Origin of the sequence: Psychrobacillus sp. FSL W7-1457, assembly GCF_038593405.1 — a bacterium.
In the GTDB taxonomy this organism is placed as follows: Bacteria; Bacillota; Bacilli; order Bacillales_A; family Planococcaceae; genus Psychrobacillus.
Window position 1 is genome coordinate 953448 of record NZ_CP151993.1, and the last position, 24416, is coordinate 977863.

A 24416-nucleotide genomic window follows, 5' to 3' on the forward strand; every position below is an offset into this window, starting at 1 on the left:
ATGTCTTTGCAGGTTGGTACCACTGTCTCCATTATTCACACGTTGTACATCCAATTAATTTAATTAGTAGGAATCTCGTAGTCAAAATGTAAATCTTGTTTAATCCGAAAATTTTCACAATAAGTTACGTAGGTTCTTTCTTTAATATCAGGGTAGTTTTTTATTAAATTGGGAAGCAGCTCGGTGTTTACAAAAGGATAGTCACATTTCTTATCAAAAAAATAATATTGAAACGAACTATAAGGATAGTATTCCATCTTATTGGTCATAGCCTTGGAAGTCGTTAAAGGGTTTTGATGAATGTAACTACTGACATTTAATAAGCCTATAGGGTCGGAAACCATACTGGAAAAAAATCTGGTTTCATAGAGTTGTCCAAAATAATTATATTTTCGTTTGAAGTATTCTGAGTAAGTCTTGTTGATGGATAACATCACTTCCGAAAGTGGTGTCTCAGGGGAGCGGATCAAAAGGTGGTAATGATTATTCATAATACAGTAAGCAATAATTATGAAATTCGATTTTTTATATGTACGTTGTAAAGCACGGAAAAAGAGAGAAACATCTCCCTCGTTCAAGAAAATATTCTGTCGATTATTGCCTCTCATTGTCACGTGATAATAAATCTCTGGCTGCCAAATCCTCCGCATTCTCCCCATTTTTCTAACCTCCATCTATTCTTTTAACAAACATACTATAAACCTATAAAATGTACAATAATGGAAATTATGCAATATTCACAATAATTTGATTTTTATAGATAATATTCGATTAAATTCTTGTTTTATCGCTTAAAATCGTATCGGAAATAAAATTATAGCGCTTTGTTAGCGGTTCATTACAGGTGCCAGGCACCTGTAATGATTCTGTAATGTGTATAATTTGGTCGGTATATTGTGTTAAAATAGCCATAAAGAGGGGGATTCCGTATGAAAGAGCAGATATTAATTATAGAGGATGAGGAAAATATTGCTCGTGTTCTACAATTAGAGCTGGAATTCGAGGGGTATTCTGTCGAGATTGCTTATACAGGTACAGATGGCCTTATTAAATATAGAGAAAAGCAATGGGATCTTGTGCTGCTAGATTTGATGCTGCCAGGATTAAATGGGTTAGATGTATTAAGGAGAATTAGAGCAACAGAGGCTAAAACTCCAGTTATTTTATTGACTGCAAAGAGCGGGCTGGAGGATAAGGTGAAGGGTTTGGATTTAGGGGCAAACGATTATGTGACGAAGCCGTTTGAAATTGAAGAGCTTCTTGCTCGTGTACGTTCAGCCATTCGTTTCAATAAATCCTCTGCTTCTTCACCAGATCAAGTAGACAATATTCATGTTCATGTTTTCCATTCTATTACTTTAAATGAGCAAACGAGAGAGATTACTAATGATGGGGAACAAGTCAATTTGACGCCACGAGAGTATGATTTACTACTTTACTTAATAAAGCATCCTAACCAAGTGTTATCAAGGGAACAACTTTTAGACGCTGTGTGGGGCTTTGATTATTATGGGGATACAAATATTGTGGACGTTTACATAAGATATGTACGAAAAAAATTAGAGGAGAAAAATTGTTCTTCTTTCATTCAAACCGTAAGAGGCGTTGGATATGTTTTGAAGGAGCTAAAAAATGAAGCTTAAAGCAAAAATTCATCTTTTCTCTACATTTTTAACGCTAGTAATTTTAGGGTTAATGAATATAGGTATCTATTTTATATTTGAGTCAATGGCTTTCGATACCGAGTATAATCAGTTGAATAATGAAGTGGATGAGCTGGTTGGCGCTCTCAGTAAAATGGGAGCGGATGACGATCCAGCTACTATTTTACGTGCTTTTATCCCTCCTAATGGAGGAATTAGAGTGATCAACGCCAAGGGTGAATCTATCGTCTTTGTAGAGTCAATCGAAGAGATGAAAGATTATAAACCGGAGTTAGAGAATGGAGAGCGATATACCTCAGGTTATTTTCGAGGTGTCCCCGTCCTAACTATAACAAAGCCAGTCATATGGCAAAATGGCGAAGTTGTTGAAATCCATACGCTTAAACAGCTTGTTGAGGTAGATAAAAATTTAAAATTCCTTCGTTGGACCTTAATAGGGGTAACTATAATAGGGATGCTCCTTATGACAATTTCAAGTGTCACTTTAGGTAATATCATTACTAAACCTATAAATAAATTAATTAAAACCATGTCCCAAAGCAGGATGTCAGGAAAATATCAAAAAATAGAGTTAAGTAAAAATCGTAAAGATGAAATGACTCAGATGGGAATAGCGTTTAATGAAATGATGGAGCAGCTAGAGGAAAACTACAATAAGCAGGAACAGTTTGTTTCTGATGCTTCACATGAATTAAAAACGCCACTCACTGTCATCGAAAGCTATGCAAAGCTATTGTCTCGTCATGGCTTCAAAGATAAAGCAATAGCAGAGGAATCAGTAAATGCAATCATTCATGAGACGGCAAGAATGAAAGAGATGATTTCTCAAATGTTGTTACTGGCCAAAGGGAATGGACAGCACACTCAAAAGTCGGAAACAATTGAATTGTATGAGCTGGTGGAAAATACCTTGCAATCTATGCGCACTGCTTATAATCGTAAATTTATATTAAAAGGTAATGGCCCTGTCTACGTGAATACAGATATGGAGCAGCTAACACAGCTTCTTTTTATTATTCTAGATAATGCGAGGAAATACAGCGAAAAAGAAATTAAGACAACGATTACCGAGGAAGAAAATCATACAGTAGTCGCAATTTTAGACTATGGGAACGGTATTCCTAAAAAAGATCTTGATTATATCTTTGACCGATTTTATCGTGTCGACGAGGATCGAAATAGGAAAACAGGTGGAACTGGTCTTGGATTGTCCATTGCAAAAGAGATTGCCAATCGTTTATCTCTCGAATTGGAAATAGATAGCACAATTGGGTTTGGTACTACTATTTATATTTTTATTCCAAAAACTCCAATTCTCATCAATTTTTAATGTTTGTCTTTTAAAATAGAATTGGGGGGAGGGGAGCATGAATGAAATTTACTAAAATCAAAAAATATACATTGATTTTTGTGTCAGTGATCGTCATTGTAGGCACTGGGTTTTTGTTTAATGTTACCCAAACGAACAGGCAATTTATGTCAGAGAATGATGTTCGTTCCCAGCTAGAGCAATTGTATGATGCAGAAGTAACTGATATAACGTTAAAAGAAAATGTATACAAGGCTGTTATTACAAAAGGTGGCTCTGTTTATTTAGTAGAGGTTAACTCTACAAATGGAGATATTTACACAATGGAGCAGACGAATGAATATATGTTAACAGGTATTTCTCAGCCTGTTGAGCAATCGGAATTCGCCACATATAGTGATACTTTTGAAGTTAGGGAATATCCATTAACTAGTAATATACGTAAAAAAGAAACTAACAATAACATTGTAGTAGAAATGAGTCCGATTACGCAAATACAGGTAAAAGAGGATACAATGAGCATGGTTAATAAAGTAGAAACCGCTCAAGCGACTGAAATGAAGTTGATTAAGTCTAGTATTTCAGCCACTTCTTCAATCCAAGAAAAGTTAAGTGATTCTAAAGTAGACAAGCCAATTACAGAAGTAATTAAAAATGCAATAAAGGATGTCCTGAAAACTGAGCCTGTGAAAACAGAGGAAGTTAAAAAGGAACCAGTCAAAGTGGAGGTTGCCAAGTCCGATGAGGGCAAGGCTGATGCTAAGGCAGAGGCTGCAACTGATTCTATAGAAGGTATTAAAACAGACTCTTCTAAAACAGAACCAACCAAAACAGATATAAGCAAGACGGAAACTACTAAAAATGAAACCTCCAAAGTGGAGTCTGTAAAGGTAGAATCTACTAAGGTAGAGACTAGCAAGACAGAAGAACCGAAAAAAGAGGAAGCTAAAAAGGAAGAGCCAGACCCTAGCTCTACTAGTACCAATAAAACACAAACTGAAACCAAAAAACCTGAAGAAGCGAAGCAGGAAAGTACTGCTACCGTGTTAATTACTCCGGAGCAAGCAACTAAAATAGCCCAGCAACAATACAAGGGAACCGTAGATAGTAATTCCTTTATAAAAACAAATGAAGGTGGCTACTATTTAATAGTGATGCAAACCGCAGATGGTAACTCGAAGGATAGTAAGGATAAAAAAACAAAAGCGACGATCCAGGTACATGCAATCTCTGGAAAAATATTATCAGTAACATGGGAATAAAAATTCTCATCAATTTCTAATAAAACTCTCTGTGTATTCTCATTTAGTTCAGATATGATGAATATATAGAAAAATTATCTTTAATGTTGTTGAACGAGTTTTGAAGGAGCTCTTTCTCCAACTTAGTATAATCGGGGATATCTAACACACGAGCGATAAAACGATGTGGAAGTACGAAGGCAAAAAATTTACGGCGTATTAAATATACCTTGAGCGATAACAAGGAAAAAACACCTCATTCTACCATCCCCGTAGAATGAGGTGTTTTTATTTACATTTTAACTTTTTTGGAAAATAGTATATCCTTTATTTAATCGATGAAACAGAGCTATATTTCATAGTTTACAATACTCTAATAGAGGTGATTACACATATGTATGACGTGGTAGCATTAGGTGAGATATTAATCGACTTTACACCATATGGGCAATCCGACAATAAAAATACATTATTTGAAAGAAATCCGGGTGGAGCTCCAGCGAACGTATTGGTTATGCTTAGTAAACTAGGGCTAAAAACATCCTTTATCGGTAAAATAGGAGCAGATGACTTTGGGACGTTTCTTAAGGAAACTTTAGTATCTAATCATGTAGATACGACTGGTGTAGTGACAACGGGACAAGTCAACACGACCTTGGCCTTTATTCATCTCCATCCGGATGGAGACCGTTCTTTTAGTTTTTACCGTAAACCAGGTGCTGATATTACTTTAGAGGAAAAAGAAGTGAACTATGAATTAATCGACAAAGCAAAGTTATTTCATTTTGGCTCCGTTTCCATGACTAGTGAACCTTCGAGACAAGCTACTATTAGTGCACTGAAACATGCTAAGGAAAAGGGTTTGCTTATTTCTTTCGACCCGAATTTGCGTGAAAGTCTATGGGACGATCTAAGTGAAGCGAAGAAAGTCATCTCTGATAGCATGCACTTTGCAGACATACTAAAGGTATCTGAAGAAGAGCTTCACTTTTTAACTGACACAATGGACTATGAAAATGGAACTGAACTATTAAGTAGAAACTATGGAATTCCATTGATTTTGGTGACTTTGGGCGAGAAAGGATGCTTTTTTAGATATAAGGATAAAACAGAAATGATTCCGCCATATGTAGTAGAAGCAATTGATACAACCGGATCAGGAGATGCTTTCTGTGGGGCTTTACTATTCAAAATTTTAGCAGAGTCTAATATGGAGAATTTGAATATAGACAAGCTAAAATCTAGTGTGCTCTTTGCTAATGCGGCAGGAGCATTAGCTGCTACAAAAAGAGGCGGAATACCTGCTCTTCCTACATTAAAGGATATTTGTCAATTGCAGGAGGACAGCCGTAACGAAGTCTAATAGTGGCTATGAATAAAAAACCGTGAAATCAAGTTACTCATTTCACGGTTTATTATTTAGGCTATGTTAAAGTGTAGGGTTGAGTTATGATGCAAAGAAATCTTCAAGAGAGTGGAATTGATTTCCGCCCCAGCCGGACGCTTTCCTCGGGTGAGCGATAAGCCATCACCCATCGCTTACGCGCGTGGTTGTGATGTCTGATCTGTCTCACTCATCCCGTAGGAGTCGCCGTCTGGTGCTCCAATCAATAAATGGAACAGCTTTAGCATCGATAAAGCATTAAAAACATTTACTCGCATAAACAAAGCTAAAAACTGTCACCAGTCCCAATTTCACAATCTATTTATGTTCTTAATAGCCATTCGAAAGTTCCTTTGTTTATGTTTACAGTCACTATAACAAAGCTTTTATTTATTGAATAGTATGCCTTATGCAGTATTATTTCTTTCTTTTTGTCAATCTTCCTAGGGCAAATGCACCTGCTGCAAGACCAATCATAGTGTTCGTTTTTTTGTTAAACACTTGTTTTACGACAAGATTCATGTTTGCAGGGCGTTCAGCAAGACGTCTCATGAAGTAACCGTACCAGTCTTTTCCGAATGGTACATATGTGCAGAAGTTAAAGCCTTCTTTTGCTAGCTGTAACTGCATATCTGTACGGAAACCATATAGCATTTGGAACTCAAATTTATCATGTGAAATATTATTATCAATTATAAATTGCTTGATATGATTGATGACATTATGATCATGTGTTGCGATAGAAGTAAATTTACCATTTAATAAGTGCCATTCAATTAGCTCTATATAATTTTGGTCAATTTCCTCTTTTGTTTGATAAGCTACGTCTGCAGGTTCTTTGTAAGCTCCTTTTACAATACGTAGACGGAAGTTTTTATACTTTTGAATATCTTCAGCTGCTCTAAAGAAGTATGCTTGGATAACTGTTCCAACTTGGTCGTATTCCTTAGATAGCTCGTCCAATATGTCAAAGGAAGGCTGTAAATGTTTGTTAGATTCCATATCGATATTAATGAATGTATTATATTTTTTTGCGACTGCAATAATATCTTTTAAATTTTGTAAAGCAAAATCATAATCTATATCCAATCCTAATTGGGATGGTTTTAATGAGATATGAGCATCAACTTGATGTTCCTCTATTGCTTCGATCACTGCGATAATTTGAGCTTTTGCTTCTAAAGCCTCTTCTTTTTCAAAGACAAATTCGCCTAAATTATCTACCGTACAAGAGATACCTTGAGCATTAAGCTTTTTAATACTTTCCATCGTTTCTTCGATATTAGTCCCAGCTACAACATGTTGGGCACCCATTTTTAAACCATACTTTTTAGCGGCCCCATTTAATACTTGGTTTTCTGATAATGTCATAAAAATATCTTTTAACATGATGATACTCCTATCTCTATTGTGATAATTAATTATAGCATATAACACCTTTTTTCGTGCAAGTAGGACAAATAACCTCATACTCCAAATGCAAATAATCACTATTTTTACCTTTTTTAAAATAATTAGAAAATGTCTTGCGTAAATAGTCGAATTGAGATAACTTTTAGTAGTATATGAATCTATTAGTAGGAGCATTTATACATATCATATTAGGAGGTAAGACATGAGAAACAAAAAAATTAAACAGACTGCTGTAGCAGCAATCGTGGCTACATCATTATTCTCAGCTTCAAACATTTCCTTCGCAAGTACATCTTTTCAACAGGTAGTAGATAATGCCAGAAAAGACATCAAACAAGCATCCTATTCTTATAGTACACCTGCTCAAGCTGGAAAACTGGCAACGAGCCAAGAACTATATCCTATTTTAAACAAAGCTAAAGCCAATTATCAAAAAGCAAGAAATGAAATTAATAAATCTAATGTAAAAAATAAATCTGCTCTTTTAAAAAGCTTAGATGAATTATATGCTGAACGAGTGACAAAAGGACTTATTCCCTATATCGATGCTTATAACTATGCAGACAAATATTTAACACCAATTATGAAAGAAATTGAAGCTGCTGAAGCGGGTAACGACTGGGAAAAAATAGAGAAAGGCTATCACAAGCTTTCTGCCCAATTAAAAACAAGAACTGCAATTCTATATCGTTTTACTGGAAGAGATGCTCGTCATCTATTGCTAACTCAATACAAGGATCCAGCTAATGAAGTAAGAAACGAATTGATGGTTCCGGTGACCGTTTATATGAAGGTCAAGCAAGCGCAGGCATTACTGACTGCAGATAAAACAGAGGAAGCAAATAAAGTAATTGAAACAATCCAGCCACTTCTTGACAGACTACCAAGTGACAAGGACCTTCCTGCAGTTAAACAGCTTTTAGAGATGGTTCATGCATTAGCTGATCATGTAGATGCAGACTTCACTCTATCTGTTATGCATGTCAATGATACACATGGCCACGTAGAAAAAGGGCCAAAACGTGTCACGGCAGTGAAAGAATATAGAACGTTGCATCCAGATGCGCTACTTGTAGATGCAGGAGATGTATTGACTGGTACACTATATTTTAACGAATTCAAGGGACAAGCAGACGTAGAAATGATGAATCTCATGAACTATGATGTGATGACGTTTGGTAACCACGAATTTGATTTAGGGTCTTCTCCTGAGGGACATAAAGCTTTAAAAGAGTTTATCGAGAAATCCAATTTCCCATTTGTTAGCTCCAACGTAGACTTCTCTCAAGATGATTTATTCAATGGGCTATTTAATGTAAAAGTATCATCGGACCCTAAAAATGGACAAATCTACAGCGGTATCGTAAAGGAAATTAACGGTCAAAAAGTTGGTATCTTTGGTTTAACGACTGCTGAAACAGAAGGAATTTCAAGTCCAGAAAAAGTGAAATTTACAGACTACATTAAAGCAGCTCAAACGATGGTAGATGAGTTTGAAAAACAAGGAATTAACAAAGTAATGGCAGTTACTCATATTGGTTACGATGACAACCCCGCAGTAGATAATGATTTGATGCTAGCAGCCGCTGTCACAGGAATCGATGTAATTGTTGGTGGACACAGTCATACACAGCTGGACAAGCCTGTGATTGTTAATAAAGACAGTAAGGGTGTTGAGAAAGATCCTACCGTGATTGTGCAAGCATATCAATATAGCGAATTCCTAGGCACTTTAGAGGTAGACTTCGATAAAGATGGTAAAGTAATAGCTCATGAAGGTGCTTTAATACCGATAAAAGATCAAAAAGATGATGAGGAAGCCCTTAAGCTTATCGAAAAGTACTCCACGAAAGTTAAAGAAGTTGAATCAAAAGAAATTGGAGTAACTACAGATAAAGATTTAGAAAATCCTCGCCTAAGTGGTGATGATTCACAGTCAAGCGTACGTAAAAATGAAACGATACTCGGCAATATAATTACAGATGGAATGTTAGCAAAAGCTAAAAAGTATGATGCCAAAGTAATCATGGCACTTCAAAATGGTGGAGGAATTCGTTCAGATATTAAAGCAGGACCAATCACTGTTGGTGACGTAATTACGGTACTTCCTTTCGGTAATACATTAGCGACAATGGAAATCAGTGGTGCTGACCTGAAGGCTGCATTTGAGATCAGCTTTAAATCATATCCAAAGGAAAATGGAGGATTCTTACACGTTGCTGGAGGTAAGGTAGAATTTGACTCATCGAAGCCAGCGGGTGAAAGAGTTGTTTCTATTAAATACTTTGGTGCTGATGGTAAATTAGTAGACGTGAAGGATACAGAGACTTATGTAATTGCTACCAATGCGTTTACAGCTAAGGGTGGAGACAGCTACGATGTTTTCGAGAAAATTTATAAAGCTGGTAAAGTAACTGACTTAGGTCTTTCTGATTGGGAGAATTTAAGAGAACAGTTTGAATCCCTTGATAAAATACCTACAGAAATAGAAGGTAGAATTGTAGATGTAAAAAAATAGTCTTAACTTTTTTCAGGAGGCTGGGACGTAACTAGTCTATAAATTAAAAAACATGAAACGGAAACTCGATTTCATGTTTTTACTTCATTTTAAAGGTCCGCACAATTTCTTGTAAGAAACCTTTCAATTTTAGTTGTTTGAAGTGGAGGTGGCGACTCCTGGGGGAACAGCACGAGCTGAAAGCCCCGCAGGAGCGAAGCGACGAGGAGATTGAAGCCGTGCCCCCGGAAAGCGTCCACTGTAACGGAAAACAACTACAGGTATATTTGAATAGAAGCCTCGAAAAATTTACAAGGTCGTAAAATTTTCGAGGCTTTTTATTTTTGAGTAGAGTTTTGTCCCACCCTCTTTTTAGATGAGAATAAGTAGGAGGGAACAAGTATACGTAATATTCTTTAAAAAGGATTGACACATGACAATAGGGCTGTAAGTGTAGTTTGCACTTACAACCCTTTTTTAAATGAAGATATTTTCTAGGCTTTAAATTCCCACAGATTCTCCGTGAATTTTTTAATTGATTCTAAATTCGGCTCATAGCCTATCCCATAGCCTGTCGGCACTGTAATATATCCATCCTTGGCAACGACTTCAGGAGTAATAATATCCTCCTCCCAATAACGGGATGAACTCGATGTGTCTCCCGGAAACGTAAAGTTAGGTAACGAGGCAAGTGCAATATTATGTGCACGACCAATACCAGCTTCCAGCATTCCACCACACCAAACTGGTATATTTTTTTCTAAGCAATAGTCATGAATTTTTTTTGCTTCTGTAAGTCCCCCGACGCGACTTATTTTTATATTAATAACTTTAGCGCTACCTAATTCAATGGCTTTCTTTACATCTTCAAGTGACAGGATACTTTCATCTAAGCAAATAGGTGTTTTAATTTCTCGTTGAAGTTTTGAGTGGTCAACTATATCATCGTAACCTAAAGGCTGCTCGATCATTAAAAGATTATATTGATCAAGCTGCCTAAATATTTCTATGTCATCTAAGGTATAGGCTGAATTAGCATCTGCCATTAAAGGTAATTCGGGAAACGCTTCTCTTAGAGCAGAGATTAAAGAAATATCGCTTCCGGGTTTGATTTTCACTTTAATACGTTTATACCCTGCCTGTACGTAATTCTTTACGACACTTATAAGTTCATCAGAACTCTTTTGTAAGCCAATGCTGACTCCCACCTCGATATTTTTGAAGGTCCCACCAAGTGCTTCAGATAAAGGAAGACTATTTCTTTTTGAGTAAAGATCCCAAATCGCACCTTCTATTGCAGCCTTAGCCATATTGTTTTTACGAATAGGGGAAAATATAGCAGACACTTCATCTGGATGATTTATATCCTTATTTAATAGTAACGGGATTAAGAAATCCTTAATAATATGTAAATTAGTTTGAAAGGTTTCCTCGTTATACCAAGGGGCATGAAAGGCGGTAGACTCACCCCAGCCGGTATTTCCACTTTCGTCCATAACTTCGACTAACAAAAAAGGCTTCTCCTGAACACTGCCAAAGCTTGTTACAAACGAATTTTTCATCGTCATATTTAGATGATGTAATTTTACTTTTTTAATAATCATTTTTATAGAACTCCTTAATTGGGAGGTTATTTCATCTTTTTTATAAACTGATAATAATTCACCGGTTCCTTAGTTTTACGAACAGCAATTATGGAATAATTTTCAATGAATAGAGTTTGTATGATTTTTCTAATCTGAAGGTCCCATTTTAATGCTAGATCAGGCTCTGTGACCCGCATTTCTTGAATCAGTTGAGGAATTGGCACTTCATAAGCTTCCTCAGTCGGTACAAATATGCGTGGCTCGATTAAGACAGGATAATTATTTTCTGTAAAGTCAATGTGAAAAGGCTGTGTAAACTTTGTATTCTCCGGCATCGATTATCCTCCGCTTTCTTACTCTTAATCTACCACTTTTTATACTTAATTTCATTGATATCCTACTAAAATTAAGAATTTTCATCGGCACCTTCAAAAAGAAAATGACTTGGGATACTTTGATACATCAGCTGTCTATTTTTAAAGGCATCCTTTTGTTCCACTATTAACCCTGAAACAATGGCGTTCATAAAAGAAAACAAAGGTGCAACGGCATCAAAGGTTGACTTGTTTTGTGTAGATACAGGGAATAACACGTCGCTATATTCATGTATAGGGGCAAGCATAGAATCACTTATGCCAATAATATAAGCCTTTTGTTTTCTAACTAATTCTGCAATTTGAAGCGTTTCTTTCAAATAACGGTGAAACGATATAATAATTACTACCGAATTTGAATTCATGCTAGCAATGGTCCTAATCACATCTTCTGTGTCCGGTCTTATAAAGTGAACATTTTCTTTTACTAAACCAATTGAAAAGGAAAGCCAATTGGCGGCAGGGTAGGAGGTACGAAGGCCTAATACATATATTGATTTTGCCTTTGAAAGTCTTTGTACGGCTGCGTAATAAGATGCGGCATCGATTTGATCCATAGTAGCTTGAATAGATTGAATATCTTTTTCCATGACTTGTCTATGAAAGCTTTCTTCCTTAGATAATTCAATTTCTGTGTATTGGTAAGGACTTGTTGAGGATTCGTTGATAAAATAATGTTCACGCATAAGCTTTTGAAGTTCTACATAGCCGGAAAAGCCAAGTGTATAGGAAAATCGAATAACAGTCGATTCACTTATTCCTATTCTTCCTCCTAATTCGGCAGCTGAACAAAGCGCTATATCCCGAGGATGATCTAATACATAAGTAGCCATTTTTTTTTGGCTTTTAGACATAGTAACAAAATTTTCGCGAATAAGATTTTGTAAATGCACGGGGTTCTCCTTTTGAAGTTAAGGCGTTATTTTTTATGTCGTTTGAAGGTTAAGCTTCAATTTCTGATAATGCTTAATTTATCATAATATTCCATTCATTACAATTACTTTTTTTAGATAGGGGTTTTAAATAGTGTATATCAATGTATATATATAAAATCCTTTTTTTATAAAGGACACAAACAATAAGGTACAGAATGTTCTTATTTATAGGTGAAAGTTAATTGATTTATGTTTTAAGTCAACGGTTTTAGCTAATCCAATCAAGTTCATAAAAATTTCACAACCTCATTTCCGCGCAACCCAATAAAAAACCCCACGTATGGTGGGGGGATAGTTATTTATTCTCTTTTTTCTCCTGAACTATTTTTTCTTCTTCGTCAAAAAATGGACAGCCTTCTCCAATCATATTAAGGGAGGCAATTTCATCTAGATCTTGCCTTCTTTTCATTTCATTAGAATCAACAGGATTTGAATTTGAGCTCAACCAATATCCCCTCTCAACTTTTACTTCAATATATTCTAAGGAAAAAGAAAAAAGTCCAAAAAAAAAATTTCATTCTGTAAATTGAGGCTAAAATTCTATTATTTATGCGTATATCATCGCATTATGTCATAATCACGATATATATTTAATTCTGAAAATTGCAGAAAAAAGTAGATAGAGTAAAATAATAAAAAAGAAGGAGGTCTATTAATGTCGGTTCAACATTTTGTAGATGGAATGAATAAAAGTATAATTCATGTGGAAAAGTCAGTAGAACAAATGGTGCATCAAACTAGCATGACAAAAATCGACCAGCAACAAATAATGCGAGCTTTAATTGAATTGAGTGAAAAAGTAAAGCTGATTGAGATGTATATTCACATACCAAAAAAAGAAGACCACTCTTGATGTCTTCTCCATGGAATTTATTTAAGTTATTTCTTTAATGACTTTTTCTATATCTTTAAGTGGTGCATGGCAACTATTATTTTGACAAATTTCTACCGACAAGGCTTCTAAAGGCGCTGTGGTTGACCAAATATCAAACGGTCTATATGTTGTCTGAAGCACCTTTAAGATATCGCTTATTGGGTTACCAATTAACTTAATTTCTCTTCCTTTGCTATTTAACGATTGGAATGCCATTAGCGAAGACAATAGAGAGGTAGGATAAAGTGTAATTTCCTCAGCAAAAGTGGAAATAGTATTTTCAGCTAGTTGAAGCATATCTGGATTGTCGGTAATTTTAGCTAACCTCCAAAACTGCCAAGCGATTGTCCCGTTCCCAGCAGGAATAATTTGATCCATAATTATTTTTTCTCGAACAATTAGTTTTTCTCCACGTGTACTCGTAAAATAAAATCCACCATTTACTTCATCTTTAAAGTTGTCCATGATCTCTGAGGCTATCTGTTTTGCCTTCTCTAAATACTCTTCCTCATCCGTTGCTTCATAAAGCTCAACAAATGCCCACAACAAATTTGCATAATCATCCAAATAAGCAACGTTCTTCGCTTCACCATCTCTATAAGTTGCGTATAAAACATTTTCCTTAATAAGATGATTTTCAATAAATTGCACAGCTCTTTTTGCAGAGCTTATAAAGTGAGGATTCGTAAAAGCGGCTCCAGCTTTGGCAAGAGCGGCAATCATTAAAGCATTCCATGAGGTAATTATTTTGTCGTCAATATGTGGGTAAGCCCTATTCTGACGATGCTCTAATAGAATAGCTTTAGAAGCATCTAATCGTTCTTCCAATTCATCCTCCGATATATTAAATTCCTCTAGAATAGAAGCAATATCAGTATAGATTAAATTAGGTATATTTCTTCCATCAAAATTACCTTCTTCTGTAATATCATAGGATCTTGCAAAAAGTGTACCCTCATCCTCACCCAAGACTTGTATTACTTCCTGAAAAGACCAAACATAATAAGTTCCTTCTTCACCTTCACTGTCCGCATCAATTGCTGAATAGAATGGACCTTCGGGATGAGTCATTTCTCGTTCAACAAATTTAACAGTGTTGTATACAACTTCTTCATACTGAGGGATTCTAGTAATTTGATAAGCCTCCGTATATGCCATTAAAAGTAATGCCTGGTCATAGAGCATTTTCTCAAAATGTGGAGTAAGCCACATTTCATCCGTTGAGTATCTAGCAAATCCACCACCAAGATGATCTGAAATTCCACCACGAGCAATACCGTCTAATGTAATTTCAACCATATGAAGGGCATCATCCTCATTAGTTTCATGATAATACCTCATTAAAAAGAGCAACTGTAGAGGGGAGGGAAACTTAGGTTCTTTACCGAAGCCTCCGTGCTGAGAATCGAACATACCAGCTAACTGATGAAAGGCAGTTTCTATTATATTTGGCTCTATAGCTGTATGGTTGTTAGTTGTAGTAGTTACTTGAAAAGCTTCTATTAATTTTTCACTTACTTCTTCTAGTTGATCAAATTCATTTTCATATGCTTTATGTAAGCGAGGCAATAAATCTAACAGTCCAGGTTTCCCATATTTTTGTTTCTTTGGAAAATAGGTTCCCGCGTAAAAAGGTTTTTGGTCAGGCGTTAGAAAAACATGGAGTGGCCAGCCGCTTTCTCCAGTTAGCATTTGACAAATAGTCATATATATCGAGTCAATATCCGGTCTTTCTTCACGATCTACTTTAATCGATATGAAATGCTTATTTAATATGTTAGCGACCTCTTGATCCTCGAACGATTCTCTTTCCATTACGTGACACCAGTGGCATGTACTATAGCCAATGCTTACAAACAGAGGTTTGTTTTCCTTGTGTGCTTTTTCAAAAGCTTCCTCTCCCCATGGAAACCAATCAACAGGATTATTGGCATGCTGAAGTAAATAGGGAGATTTTTCTTTGGATAATCTATTGTGACATTGTGACGACATGAACATCCCACTTTCTGTCTTTAAATGTTATTAAATACTTTACCCTTACTGCTAATTAGTTACTCTTTATTTCTTGAAAATATCTCTAGTATAGCTGAATTTTAGTGGCATCAATTTCATGATTTTTCTATGTAAATAAAGCGAAACTTTAATAGAAAATAAAATGACTAAAGTTCTTTTAATAACACACAGGAGCTAAGTTTTATTGATGAAGAAAAAAAGAATCCTGTTTACGCTTAGGTAAACAGGATTCTTTACAATTGCTAAATACTTACGCCGAGTGACACAAGTAAATAGTTGAGGGAAACGATTGCTACAGATATGTGCAATAAAACCGTTAACCAGTTTTTTTGTGTCCCTTGAAAGTCTTGTACTAGCATAGCTACTGACCATATAAAAATAAATAGGTAAGCAAACTGTAATAGTATAGCTGGCAACATAATAAAAACCTCCTCTCTCTTAACATATGAAATAGATTAGTAATGGATTCCGCTCGTGCCTGTCTACAAAATAATTTCTTAATTCACACGAGTAGGCACTATTTTATTTACTGGTTAGTTATAAACCTTTTTATTTACTATATAACGCTCCTTCACGTTATTTTCATGCCATTTCATACAAATGCTTCTATGTCTTCGTTCCTAATATTCATGTTTTTCTCTAAAAGTCTTTGACAAGAGTGGAGAAATCATGTAAATTATCAAATGGGCGAACAATTACCTTTGTTTTTAATATAAATATTCGTGTTTGGGAGTGTTGAGGCGTGGAAAACGTATTTGATTATGAGGATATTCAATTAATTCCTGCGAAATGTGTGGTTAACAGTCGTTCGGAATGTGATACAACAGTTTCGTTAGGTGGGTATAAATTTAAATTACCGGTAGTCCCTGCAAACATGCAAACAATTATAGATGAAAAAATAGCTTTGTATTTAGCTGAAAAAGGATATTTTTATATCATGCACCGATTTCAGCCAGAAAAGCGTATAGATTTTATTAAGGATATGCAATCTAAAGGCTTGATTGCTTCGATAAGTGTTGGTGTCAAAGAGGAAGAATATCATTTCATAGAGGAATTAGCGAACAAGTCATTAGTACCTGAATTTATTACAATAGATATTGCACATGGTCATTCTAATGCCGTGATTAATATGATTAAGCATATTAAAAGTTATTTGCCAAAAAGCTTTGTGATTGCAGGAAATGTAGGAACTCCAGAGGCTGTACGGGAGTTAGAAAATGCAGGAGCAGACGCTACTAAAGTTGGGATTGGACCAGGGAAGGTTTGTATTACAAAGATTAAAACAGGCTTTGGAACTGGTGGATGGCAGTTAGCTGCGTTACGCTGGTGTGCAAAAGCTGCTAGTAAACCAATCATAGCGGATGGCGGTATTCGTACACATGGCGATATAGCTAAGTCTGTTCGATTTGGTGCATCCATGGTAATGGTCGGTTCACTTTTTGCTGGTCATGAGGAATCTCCTGGAGTGACGATTGAAAAAGATGGAAAACGTTTTAAAGAATACTTCGGATCTGCTTCTGAGTTTCAAAAAGGGGAAAAGAAAAACGTTGAAGGCAAAAAAATGTTCGTCGAGCATAAAGGACATCTTGAGGATACTTTAAGAGAAATGGAGCAGGATTTACAATCTTCCATTTCGTATGCAGGCGGAAACAAATTGGACGCTATTCGTAATGTAGATTATGTCGTTGTGAAAAACTCCATTTTCAATGGAGATAAGGTATATTAATTTTAAAAAAAGGACTGCACAGTGAATTAAACTGCGCAGTCCTTTTGAATATACACGAAAGCGTATATATTACTACTTTCTACTAATTATTCGTGCTATTACATAAAAATACGAATAATTAAATAAATATTTTCCCAGGGTTTAAAATTCCATTCGGATCAAATAATAATTTAATAGACTTCATTAGCTCCACTGCCTCACCATGCTCCTTAAGCTGGTATTTCATTTTACCGACTCCAACTCCGTGCTCCCCTGTACAACTGCCACCCAAGTCGATCGCTTTTAAAGCAATCTGGTCATTTGTATACTTGGCTTTTGCTACTTCTGTTGGATCGTTAGGGTCGTACATGACCATCGTATGGAAATTACCATCACCCACATGTCCGAACACGCCACCTAGAAGACCACTTTCCTCTATTAGCATGCGACCAAATACGACCATTTCTGCTAACTTGGAAATAGGTACACAAGCATCGGCCCCAGTGTTATCTTTTCCTTTAATATGCTTATAGGCATAAGAAAGTTCATGACGAGCCTTCCAAATGTCAGCTCGGTCTTTTGGGGAATTGGCGCGCTCCCAATTGTTGCAGTCTAAATCCTTCATTAATTCTTCTACCACGGTTGCTTCCTCTTCCACGATATTGGGAGTACCTGCAAATTCAAAGAATAGAGAGTGCTCTTCTGGGAATCCATAATCCCCATATACATTTACTTGTTTTATACTTTCAGCATCTACTAATTCCATTCTAAGTACCGGAATCCCACACGATAAAACTGCTTGAGCAGCTTCAGCACATTTTCCAGGTGACTCAAACGTACAACGAGCAGCTATCACTTTTTCTGGAATGCCATGAAGCTTTAAAGTAACCTTTGTAATTACTCCTAACGTTCCTTCTGATCCAGCCATAATTCCATTCAAGTTATAGCCCGAGGAAGATTTTTTTGCCTTGGATCCTGTATGGATAACGGTACCGTTTGCTAAAACAACTTCTAAATCTAAAATTTGATCTCTCATTGAGCCGTATCGTACAGCGGTCGTTCCACTTGCATTATTTGCGACCATTCCTCCAATGGAGGCATCAGCACCAGGATCAATTGGAAAGTATAGACCGTGCTTATTAACAAAATGGTTTAGCTGTAGACGAGTGATACCTGGCTCCACAGTAACCATCATATCCTCAGGATTAAATTCTATTATTTTTTTCATATTATCAAAACTAATAGAAATCCCCTTGTGAATTGGAATAGCTTGACCTTCAAGGCCAGAACCAGCGCCATATGGAGTAACAGGTACTTTATGTTCATTAGCTATTTTAAGAACGGTCACAATGTCCTCTACACTATCCGGGAACAATACAAAATCTGGCTCCACAAAAGGGTGGGAGGATTCATCTCGACTATGTCTATATAATTCTGATTCACTTTTACTTATTTTCTCTTTTCCTAGTACCTCTTCAAATTGGTCAAATAGATGTGCTTCCATAAATGACAATCCTCCTGTATATCTAAAAATTCAAAATATTTATTTACAATAATATTAACATAATATATTATTCATGTATACAGTATACAGGAAGGAGAAATTATTTTGAAAAAGCTTTCTCCAAAAGAATCTTTAGCTGATCAAGCGTTTAATGCCTTAAAGGACGCTATTATTAGCGGGAAACTAGCACAGCAGGAAGAATTACCGGAAGAAAAGCTAGCATTAGATTTAGGGATTAGTCGAACTCCCTTGCGTGAAGCTTTAAAAAGATTAGCGGCTGAGGGCCTAGTTGAAGTAAATAAGGCTAAACCGGCAATTGTAGCAACCTTTACAAAAGAAGACGGGCTACATTATATGGAAATACGTAGATTATTAGAAATATATAATATTGACCAAAATGCAAGTTATATTTCCGAGGAAGTATTGTGTGCATTAGAAGAAAATCTTGAGGAGCAATTAACTTCCATTAAAGAGGAAAGATACAACACGTTTAACGACTTAGATCAACAGTTTCATTTGCTGATTGGAAGTATAGGACCCAACAGAAAGCTGGGTGAACTGATAAATGATGCTAACGCTGGAAGTAATCGTGCTTTTCTGATTCTTTCCAATACATTAGAGGTCAGCGCAGAGGAGGCTTATTATGAGCATGAAGAGATAGTACGGGCCCTGCGGGTACAAGATAACGATTTGGCTAAACAACTTATGGCAATTCACCTAGATAATGTAGAAAGAAGATTTTTATTATATTTCAATGAGGAGGAAAAGAAATGAAAAAATTATTAGCTATACTACTGATCACCTTACTTACGTTAAGTGCATGTGGAAGGCCATCAACAAGTACGTCAACATCTAGCTCAGGGGAGGAACAAGAGCAATATACACTTCGAATTGCATACTTAGTATCTGAAGAGCAATCTACTCATCTAGCAGCTAAGTCTTTTAAAGAAAAGTTAGAGGAAGAATCGGATGGACGTTTAAAAGTTGAACTATATCCAAATGGACAATTATATGCATCCGATCGTGAAGGAATTGAAGCGGTACAGTTAGGTAATATTGAAATGACTATTCCAGCAGTAGCACCATTAGCTTCTTTCAATAAAAAGTTTATGGTTTTTGACTTACCGTTTTTGTTTAATGACCATGATGCAGCTTATCGAGCACTTGATGGTGAATTAGGCGATAAACTTCTTGCAGAGTTAGAGAGTAACGATATGAAGGGACTTGTTTTTGCGGAGAATGGATTCCGTCATATGTCTAATAACGAGGGACCAATAGAGGGAATAGAAGATTTAAAGGGCTTAAAATATCGAACATTAGAAAACCCAGTACATACAGACACATTTAAAGCTTTTGGTGCCAATGCCTCACCTTTTGCTTTTGGGGAATTATACACGGCACTGCAACAAAATACATATGAAGCAATGGAATCACCCATTTCTTTATATTATACAAACAAGTTTTACGAGGTTCAGGAATATCTAACTTTAACTAGCCACGTCTATGCTGCAACTATTTTGTTGATGAACAATGACTTCTTTAATAGTTTACCAGATGATTTGCAGGAGCTAGTGCAAACTGCATCTGAAGAGTATCGAACAGAGCAACGTGAAATTGCCCAAAAGCAAGATGTAGAATTTTTAGAGAAATTGAAGCAGGAAGGTATGAAAGTAAATGAATTGACGGAAGAGCAACGTAACGAGTTCAAGGACGCAACTCAATCCGTTTATGATAAATATGTATCTGAAATCGGGGAAGATCTTGTCAATATGGCAGAAGAAGCAAACAATCAATAATAGAGCAGGGGTGAAACGTATATGCTAAAGAAATTTGCAAGGTTCGAAGAGATATTGCTAGTACTTTCCCTTGGTTTAATGGTTGCACTTATTTTTGGTCAAGTAATAGGCAGATATGTTTTTTCCTCTGCACCAAGCTGGACAGAGGAAATGGCGAGATATATTCATATTTTCCAAGTATGGATTGGGGCAAGCTATGCAGTTAAATTAAGACAGCACATTCGCGTGGAAGCATTTATCACCCGCTTCCACGGGGTGTTTCGTCAGGTGCTTGAGATTTTATCCATAGTAATTTGGTTTGTAATGGCACTGTTTTTAGCTGTGTTTGGTACAGAGCTTGTTTTAAGTAGTATTAATCATGGACAACTGGCTCCAGCTATGCAAATACCAATTTGGATTCCGTATTTAGCTATACCACTTGGTGGGATTGGGATGGCTATTCGGTTAGTCATTCAAGTAAAAGAAGTGATACGTGGCAATTACGAAAAACCTAAGGAAGAGGAGATTATGCTATGACAGTAGCTCTTTTGTTCGGTACACTGTTTATTTGCCTTTTAATTGGAGTTCCTATTGCTATCTCTTTAGGTGTTTCCGCACTAGTTGCCATTTATTTTGGTTCTAATCTTCCACTGGGTATTATAGCCCAAAAAGCATTTACATCCTTGGATTCATTCCCGCTATTAGCAATTCCTTTCTTTATGCTGGCTGGAGTACTAATGAGTAAAGGCGGAGTTTCTAAAAGATTGCTGGACGTAGCTACTGCTTTAGTAGGTTGGATAGTAGGGGGATTGTCTCTAGTAACCATAGTAGCATCCATGTTTTTTGCCGCTATTTCGGGATCAGGACCTGCAACTGTAGCTGCAATTGGCGGTTTTATGATTCCAGAAATGAAAAACAAAAAGTATGACGGAGGATATGCAGCGGCTGTATCCGCTTCAGCAGGATCTATAGGCGTAATTATTCCACCTAGTATTCCATTTGTGTTGTATGGGGTAATAGGAAGCGTATCTGTAGGAAGCATGTTCCTAGCAGGGATATTACCAGGTATTATCATTGGTATTGGTCTGATGATCACCGCGTATTTTATTGCTAAAAAACGAGGCTATAAGTCCGAGGGAACTGCCCGCTTTTCATTTAAGGATGTGTTAAAAGCTACATACGATGCCAAGTGGGCATTGCTTATCCCAGTTATTATTTTGGGTGGGATTTATGGAGGCTTCTTTTCGCCAACAGAAGCTGCTGTAGTAGCAGTGGTCTATGCTTTAATTATCGGCTTGTTTGTTTATAAGGAGCTTACATGGAAATCCGTATTTGAATGCTTCCGCGAAGCAGTTGTTATAAATGCTACTACGATGATTATTATCGGTCTTTCCGTATCCTTTGCATATTTCATGACTTTAGAACAGGTGCCCAATGATATTTCTTCTTTCTTGACCGAATTATCTACCAATCCAATTGTCATTTTACTAGCTATTAATGTCATACTATTAATAGTAGGAATGTTTATTGATACAATATCTGCATTAGTCATTCTAACACCGATTCTTTTGCCGATTGTTATTGCAGTCGGTGTCGATCCCATTCATTTTGGGGTAATATTAGTTACTAACTTAGCTATTGGTTTTATCACACCACCTCTTGGTGTAAACCTGTTTGTAGCTTCTAGTGTAGGTAATGTGAAGTTCGAAAGAATCATAATGGCGATTATTCCATTTTTATTTAGTATGATTGTTTGCTTAATCCTCATCACATTCTTACCGAGTTTATCTTTATGGCTTCCAAGTATTCTAAGCAATAAATAATTGTGAAAGAAGGATAATTATATGTCTTTACAACTTAACCCACGTGCGATAGCACTTGAACAACCTGGTATTCGTCAGTTCTCGAATCAGCTCGTTAATTTCCCAAATGCAGTTAATCTAACAATAGGACAACCAGATTTCCCTACTCCGCAGGCAGTGAAGGATGCGGGAATACACGCTATTCAAAATGATTTAACTGGTTATTCTCACAATGCTGGGTTAATAGAGTTAAGAGAAGCTGTTAATAATTTTTTTACAGATAAATATGGTTTTTCCTACAACCCAACTAAAGAAATTGTCATCACAAACGGTGCGAGTGAAGCTATCGATACAGTTTTTCGAACTATTTTAGAAGAAGGCGACGAGGTTATATTGCCGGCTCCGATATACTCGGGCTATGAACCTGTTATTAAATTTTGTGGCGCTAAGATCGTTTATTTAGATACAACTAATACTGGTCTACAGCCTTCAGTAGATGAATTAGAGAAGCTTATTACAGATAAAACGAAGGCTATTTTGTTTAATAATCCTTCAAACCCTACTGGCATGGTTATTGAAAAGCAGGTAATGGATCAGCTAGTGGAAATGTTAAAGGATAAAGAGGTTTATATTGTCTCCGATGAAATTTATAGTGAGAATACATTTTTAGGAGAGCATGTTTCGTTTGCTTCCTATCCGGAGCTGCGAGACAAATTATTTTATATCCATGGGGTTTCTAAGTCGCATTCGATGACTGGCTGGAGGATTGGATTCATATTAGGTCCTGAGAAAATTATGGAGCATGTGTTAAAAGTACATCTTTACAATTCTATTTGTGCTTCTTTGCCATCACAGTACGGTGCACTAGAGGCATTAACCAATTCCAAGGACATCCCAAGCGCAATGAATATGGAGTATGTAACAAGACGTGACTATGTATATGATCGCTTGTTAAAGATGGGTCTTCCTGTCATTAAGCCGAATGGTGCATTTTATATTTTTCCTTCCATAGAACGTTTAGGTATGAAGTCTTTTGATTTTGCAACGAAGCTACTACATGAAGGTGGAGTAGCAGTAGTTCCTGGCAGTACCTTTACACCTTATGGAGAGGGCTATATTCGAATTTCCTATGCTTATTCCATGGCCGTATTAGAAGAGGGTTTAAATCGTTTAGAACGTTTTATAGAAAAAATTCAGTCCCAATGAATTCTATTACATGACGAAATGGAGAATACAATGAAAAAAGTAATTACGTATTCACTTGCACTTGGAATTTTTAGTAGTGTTATACTCGCTCCCGTAGCGAATGTACAGGCAGCGTCATTAACAAAAGCGGAAGCACTAGTTCAGAGAGCGGAGAAAGAAGCAACGGCTTTAAAATGGCAAATTTCTATTGAACATACCCAGTCTATTAAAACTCCAGATATGAAGGTATTCAATTCGACTAAATCTGCTTATCTAACGGCACAAAAAGAGATTTCCTCGATAAGTGATCCAGCTAAAAGGGCAGAATTAGAAAAAAAATTAGAGGAAACAGCCGGGATTCATTATAAACGCTCCATGGGATATGTGGATGCTATTACGTCTGGCAATAAAATTCAAAAGCTGGCTAACACTCTTCAACAAGAGTATAGAAAGGATCCAAGCTCTAAGCTTACGGAAACTGCTTATCATGCTTTATCCGAGGAAATTAGAAAGCAAGGAAAGCTTTTATATAGAGTTTATGGTAAGTCAACACGCGACGCTTTTATTACTCAATATAAGAGTCCTGCCGAACAGATGCTACTTAATGTAAAATCTGCAAAGCTAGCGAAAGGCTTAATAACTAAGCTGGACCAGGCTATCCAAAAGAAAACCAAGCAAGACTCCATTCTAAACGAATTGTTTTTAACTTTAGAATCCATAAAAGATGATACGATGTATTATCGACTATTTGAAGAATACAGCAAGGTCATGCGAAAGGACATAAATTTTGTTGCACAAGAAAAAGACTTCAACATTTATTTTGGTCAAATGAACCAACTGATCAATAAAAAAGATGTAACGGGAGTTTTCTCGTTATACGGTAAGGATTTTCCTGACTATGAATTTTTAAAAGAGGATATTCAAACTTCCTTCAATGAAAATGATACAAAGTTCGAACTGGTAAACGTTTATGTCTACTCCATCATTAGTGGCTATGCCTATGTGGAAGTTGAGGACCTTGCTACTACAGGAAATAAGAAGGAATCTATTTTAAATGTATATCTATTGAAAAAAGAAAATAAGGAATGGAAAATTGTCGATATTTTTACTCCTTACTAACTATTTTCTTCAAACAACCAACGAGAGAAAACTTGT

The 24416-nt window shown here is 36.2% G+C and carries 22 protein-coding genes; 13 read left to right on the forward strand and 9 right to left on the reverse strand.

The window, feature by feature from the left end:
• Nucleotides 1–59: 59 nt before the first annotated feature.
• A complete protein-coding gene (locus tag NSQ95_RS04455) occupies nucleotides 60–659 on the reverse strand; it encodes a transposase (protein ID WP_342560397.1) in 600 nt (199 codons plus the stop codon).
• 270 nt (nucleotides 660–929) lie between these two features.
• On the opposite strand from NSQ95_RS04455, the gene NSQ95_RS04460 reads away from it, so the two are divergent.
• The 4 genes from NSQ95_RS04460 to NSQ95_RS04475 all read left to right on the forward strand — a co-directional run bounded on the left by NSQ95_RS04460 (nucleotide 930) and on the right by NSQ95_RS04475 (nucleotide 5577).
• Nucleotides 930–1643 carry a response regulator transcription factor gene (locus tag NSQ95_RS04460; RefSeq protein ID WP_342560398.1) on the forward strand — a complete coding sequence of 238 codons (714 nt, stop codon included), beginning with the start codon at nucleotides 930–932 and terminating at the stop codon, nucleotides 1641–1643.
• Nucleotides 1633–2994, forward strand: a complete 1362-nt coding sequence (locus NSQ95_RS04465; RefSeq protein WP_342560399.1) for an ATP-binding protein — start codon at nucleotides 1633–1635, stop codon at nucleotides 2992–2994. Before NSQ95_RS04460 ends, NSQ95_RS04465 begins: the two co-directional genes overlap by 11 nt.
• 41 nt (nucleotides 2995–3035) lie before the next feature.
• On the forward strand, nucleotides 3036–4235 hold the full coding sequence (locus tag NSQ95_RS04470; RefSeq protein ID WP_342560400.1) for a PepSY domain-containing protein: 1200 nt from the start codon (nucleotides 3036–3038) through the stop codon (nucleotides 4233–4235).
• A 373-nt stretch (nucleotides 4236–4608) separates the two neighbouring features.
• The gene (locus NSQ95_RS04475) at nucleotides 4609–5577 is read left to right on the forward strand and encodes a carbohydrate kinase (protein WP_342560401.1); all 969 of its coding nucleotides are present in this window, start codon (nucleotides 4609–4611) and stop codon (nucleotides 5575–5577) included.
• 438 nt (nucleotides 5578–6015) lie between these two features.
• On the opposite strand, the gene NSQ95_RS04480 is transcribed toward NSQ95_RS04475, so the two are convergent.
• Nucleotides 6016–6990 carry a proline dehydrogenase family protein gene (locus NSQ95_RS04480; RefSeq protein WP_251552820.1) on the reverse strand — a complete coding sequence of 325 codons (975 nt, stop codon included), beginning with the start codon at nucleotides 6988–6990 and terminating at the stop codon, nucleotides 6016–6018.
• 223 nt (nucleotides 6991–7213) lie between these two features.
• On the opposite strand from NSQ95_RS04480, the gene NSQ95_RS04485 reads away from it, so the two are divergent.
• Nucleotides 7214–9529: a 5'-nucleotidase C-terminal domain-containing protein gene (locus NSQ95_RS04485; RefSeq protein WP_342560402.1), complete on the forward strand. Its 2316-nt coding sequence runs from the start codon at nucleotides 7214–7216 to the stop codon at nucleotides 9527–9529.
• A 473-nt stretch (nucleotides 9530–10002) separates the two neighbouring features.
• Here the strand turns inward: NSQ95_RS04485 and menC are convergent, their stop codons facing one another.
• The 4 genes from menC to NSQ95_RS04505 all read right to left on the reverse strand — a co-directional run bounded on the left by menC (nucleotide 10003) and on the right by NSQ95_RS04505 (nucleotide 12848).
• On the reverse strand, nucleotides 10003–11112 hold the full coding sequence (gene menC / locus NSQ95_RS04490; protein ID WP_342560403.1) for an o-succinylbenzoate synthase: 1110 nt from the start codon (nucleotides 11110–11112) through the stop codon (nucleotides 10003–10005).
• A 26-nt stretch (nucleotides 11113–11138) separates the two neighbouring features.
• A complete protein-coding gene (locus NSQ95_RS04495; RefSeq protein ID WP_298467017.1) occupies nucleotides 11139–11429 on the reverse strand; it encodes a hypothetical protein in 291 nt (96 codons plus the stop codon).
• Nucleotides 11430–11500: 71 nt separating this feature from the next.
• Nucleotides 11501–12361 (reverse strand): MurR/RpiR family transcriptional regulator, encoded by an 861-nt coding sequence (locus tag NSQ95_RS04500; RefSeq protein WP_342560404.1) that lies wholly within the window; start codon nucleotides 12359–12361, stop codon nucleotides 11501–11503.
• A 337-nt stretch (nucleotides 12362–12698) separates the two neighbouring features.
• Complete coding sequence (locus tag NSQ95_RS04505) at nucleotides 12699–12848, reverse strand: hypothetical protein (protein ID WP_169358770.1); 150 nt, start codon at nucleotides 12846–12848, stop codon at nucleotides 12699–12701.
• Between the two features lie 210 nt (nucleotides 12849–13058).
• Between NSQ95_RS04505 and NSQ95_RS04510 the strand changes: the two genes are divergently transcribed.
• Entirely contained in the window at nucleotides 13059–13256 is a 198-nt protein-coding gene (locus NSQ95_RS04510; RefSeq protein ID WP_169358771.1) for a hypothetical protein, read from the forward strand.
• Nucleotides 13257–13277: 21 nt separating this feature from the next.
• Here NSQ95_RS04510 and NSQ95_RS04515 read toward each other — a convergent pair whose 3' ends face one another.
• A complete protein-coding gene (locus tag NSQ95_RS04515) occupies nucleotides 13278–15269 on the reverse strand; it encodes a thioredoxin domain-containing protein (protein ID WP_342560405.1) in 1992 nt (663 codons plus the stop codon).
• Nucleotides 15270–15532: 263 nt separating this feature from the next.
• Nucleotides 15533–15709 (reverse strand): hypothetical protein, encoded by a 177-nt coding sequence (locus NSQ95_RS04520; RefSeq protein ID WP_169358773.1) that lies wholly within the window; start codon nucleotides 15707–15709, stop codon nucleotides 15533–15535.
• Between the two features lie 323 nt (nucleotides 15710–16032).
• Here NSQ95_RS04520 and guaC point away from each other — a divergent pair, with 323 nt between their 5' ends.
• Complete coding sequence (gene guaC, locus NSQ95_RS04525; RefSeq protein ID WP_298467027.1) at nucleotides 16033–17016, forward strand: GMP reductase; 984 nt, start codon at nucleotides 16033–16035, stop codon at nucleotides 17014–17016.
• 118 nt (nucleotides 17017–17134) lie between these two features.
• Here the strand turns inward: guaC and NSQ95_RS04530 are convergent, their stop codons facing one another.
• Nucleotides 17135–18499, reverse strand: a complete 1365-nt coding sequence (locus NSQ95_RS04530) for an FAD-linked oxidase C-terminal domain-containing protein (protein WP_340884864.1) — start codon at nucleotides 18497–18499, stop codon at nucleotides 17135–17137.
• Between the two features lie 105 nt (nucleotides 18500–18604).
• Here NSQ95_RS04530 and NSQ95_RS04535 point away from each other — a divergent pair, with 105 nt between their 5' ends.
• Genes NSQ95_RS04535 through NSQ95_RS04560 form a run of 6 tightly spaced genes read left to right on the forward strand, consistent with a single transcriptional unit; the run spans nucleotide 18605 to nucleotide 24380 of the window.
• Nucleotides 18605–19273 (forward strand): GntR family transcriptional regulator, encoded by a 669-nt coding sequence (locus tag NSQ95_RS04535; protein WP_342560406.1) that lies wholly within the window; start codon nucleotides 18605–18607, stop codon nucleotides 19271–19273.
• The gene (locus NSQ95_RS04540) at nucleotides 19270–20295 is read left to right on the forward strand and encodes a DctP family TRAP transporter solute-binding subunit (RefSeq protein WP_342560407.1); all 1026 of its coding nucleotides are present in this window, start codon (nucleotides 19270–19272) and stop codon (nucleotides 20293–20295) included. The genes NSQ95_RS04535 and NSQ95_RS04540 overlap by 4 nt, the downstream gene beginning before the upstream one ends.
• Before the next feature lie 21 nt (nucleotides 20296–20316).
• Entirely contained in the window at nucleotides 20317–20811 is a 495-nt protein-coding gene (locus tag NSQ95_RS04545) for a TRAP transporter small permease (RefSeq protein WP_251552732.1), read from the forward strand.
• Nucleotides 20808–22097 (forward strand): TRAP transporter large permease, encoded by a 1290-nt coding sequence (locus NSQ95_RS04550; protein ID WP_251552733.1) that lies wholly within the window; start codon nucleotides 20808–20810, stop codon nucleotides 22095–22097. The genes NSQ95_RS04545 and NSQ95_RS04550 overlap by 4 nt, the downstream gene beginning before the upstream one ends.
• Before the next feature lie 21 nt (nucleotides 22098–22118).
• Entirely contained in the window at nucleotides 22119–23282 is a 1164-nt protein-coding gene (locus NSQ95_RS04555; protein ID WP_342560408.1) for an aminotransferase class I/II-fold pyridoxal phosphate-dependent enzyme, read from the forward strand.
• Between the two features lie 30 nt (nucleotides 23283–23312).
• A complete protein-coding gene (locus NSQ95_RS04560; protein WP_251552735.1) occupies nucleotides 23313–24380 on the forward strand; it encodes a hypothetical protein in 1068 nt (355 codons plus the stop codon).
• The last annotated feature ends 36 nt before the right edge of the window (nucleotides 24381–24416 follow it).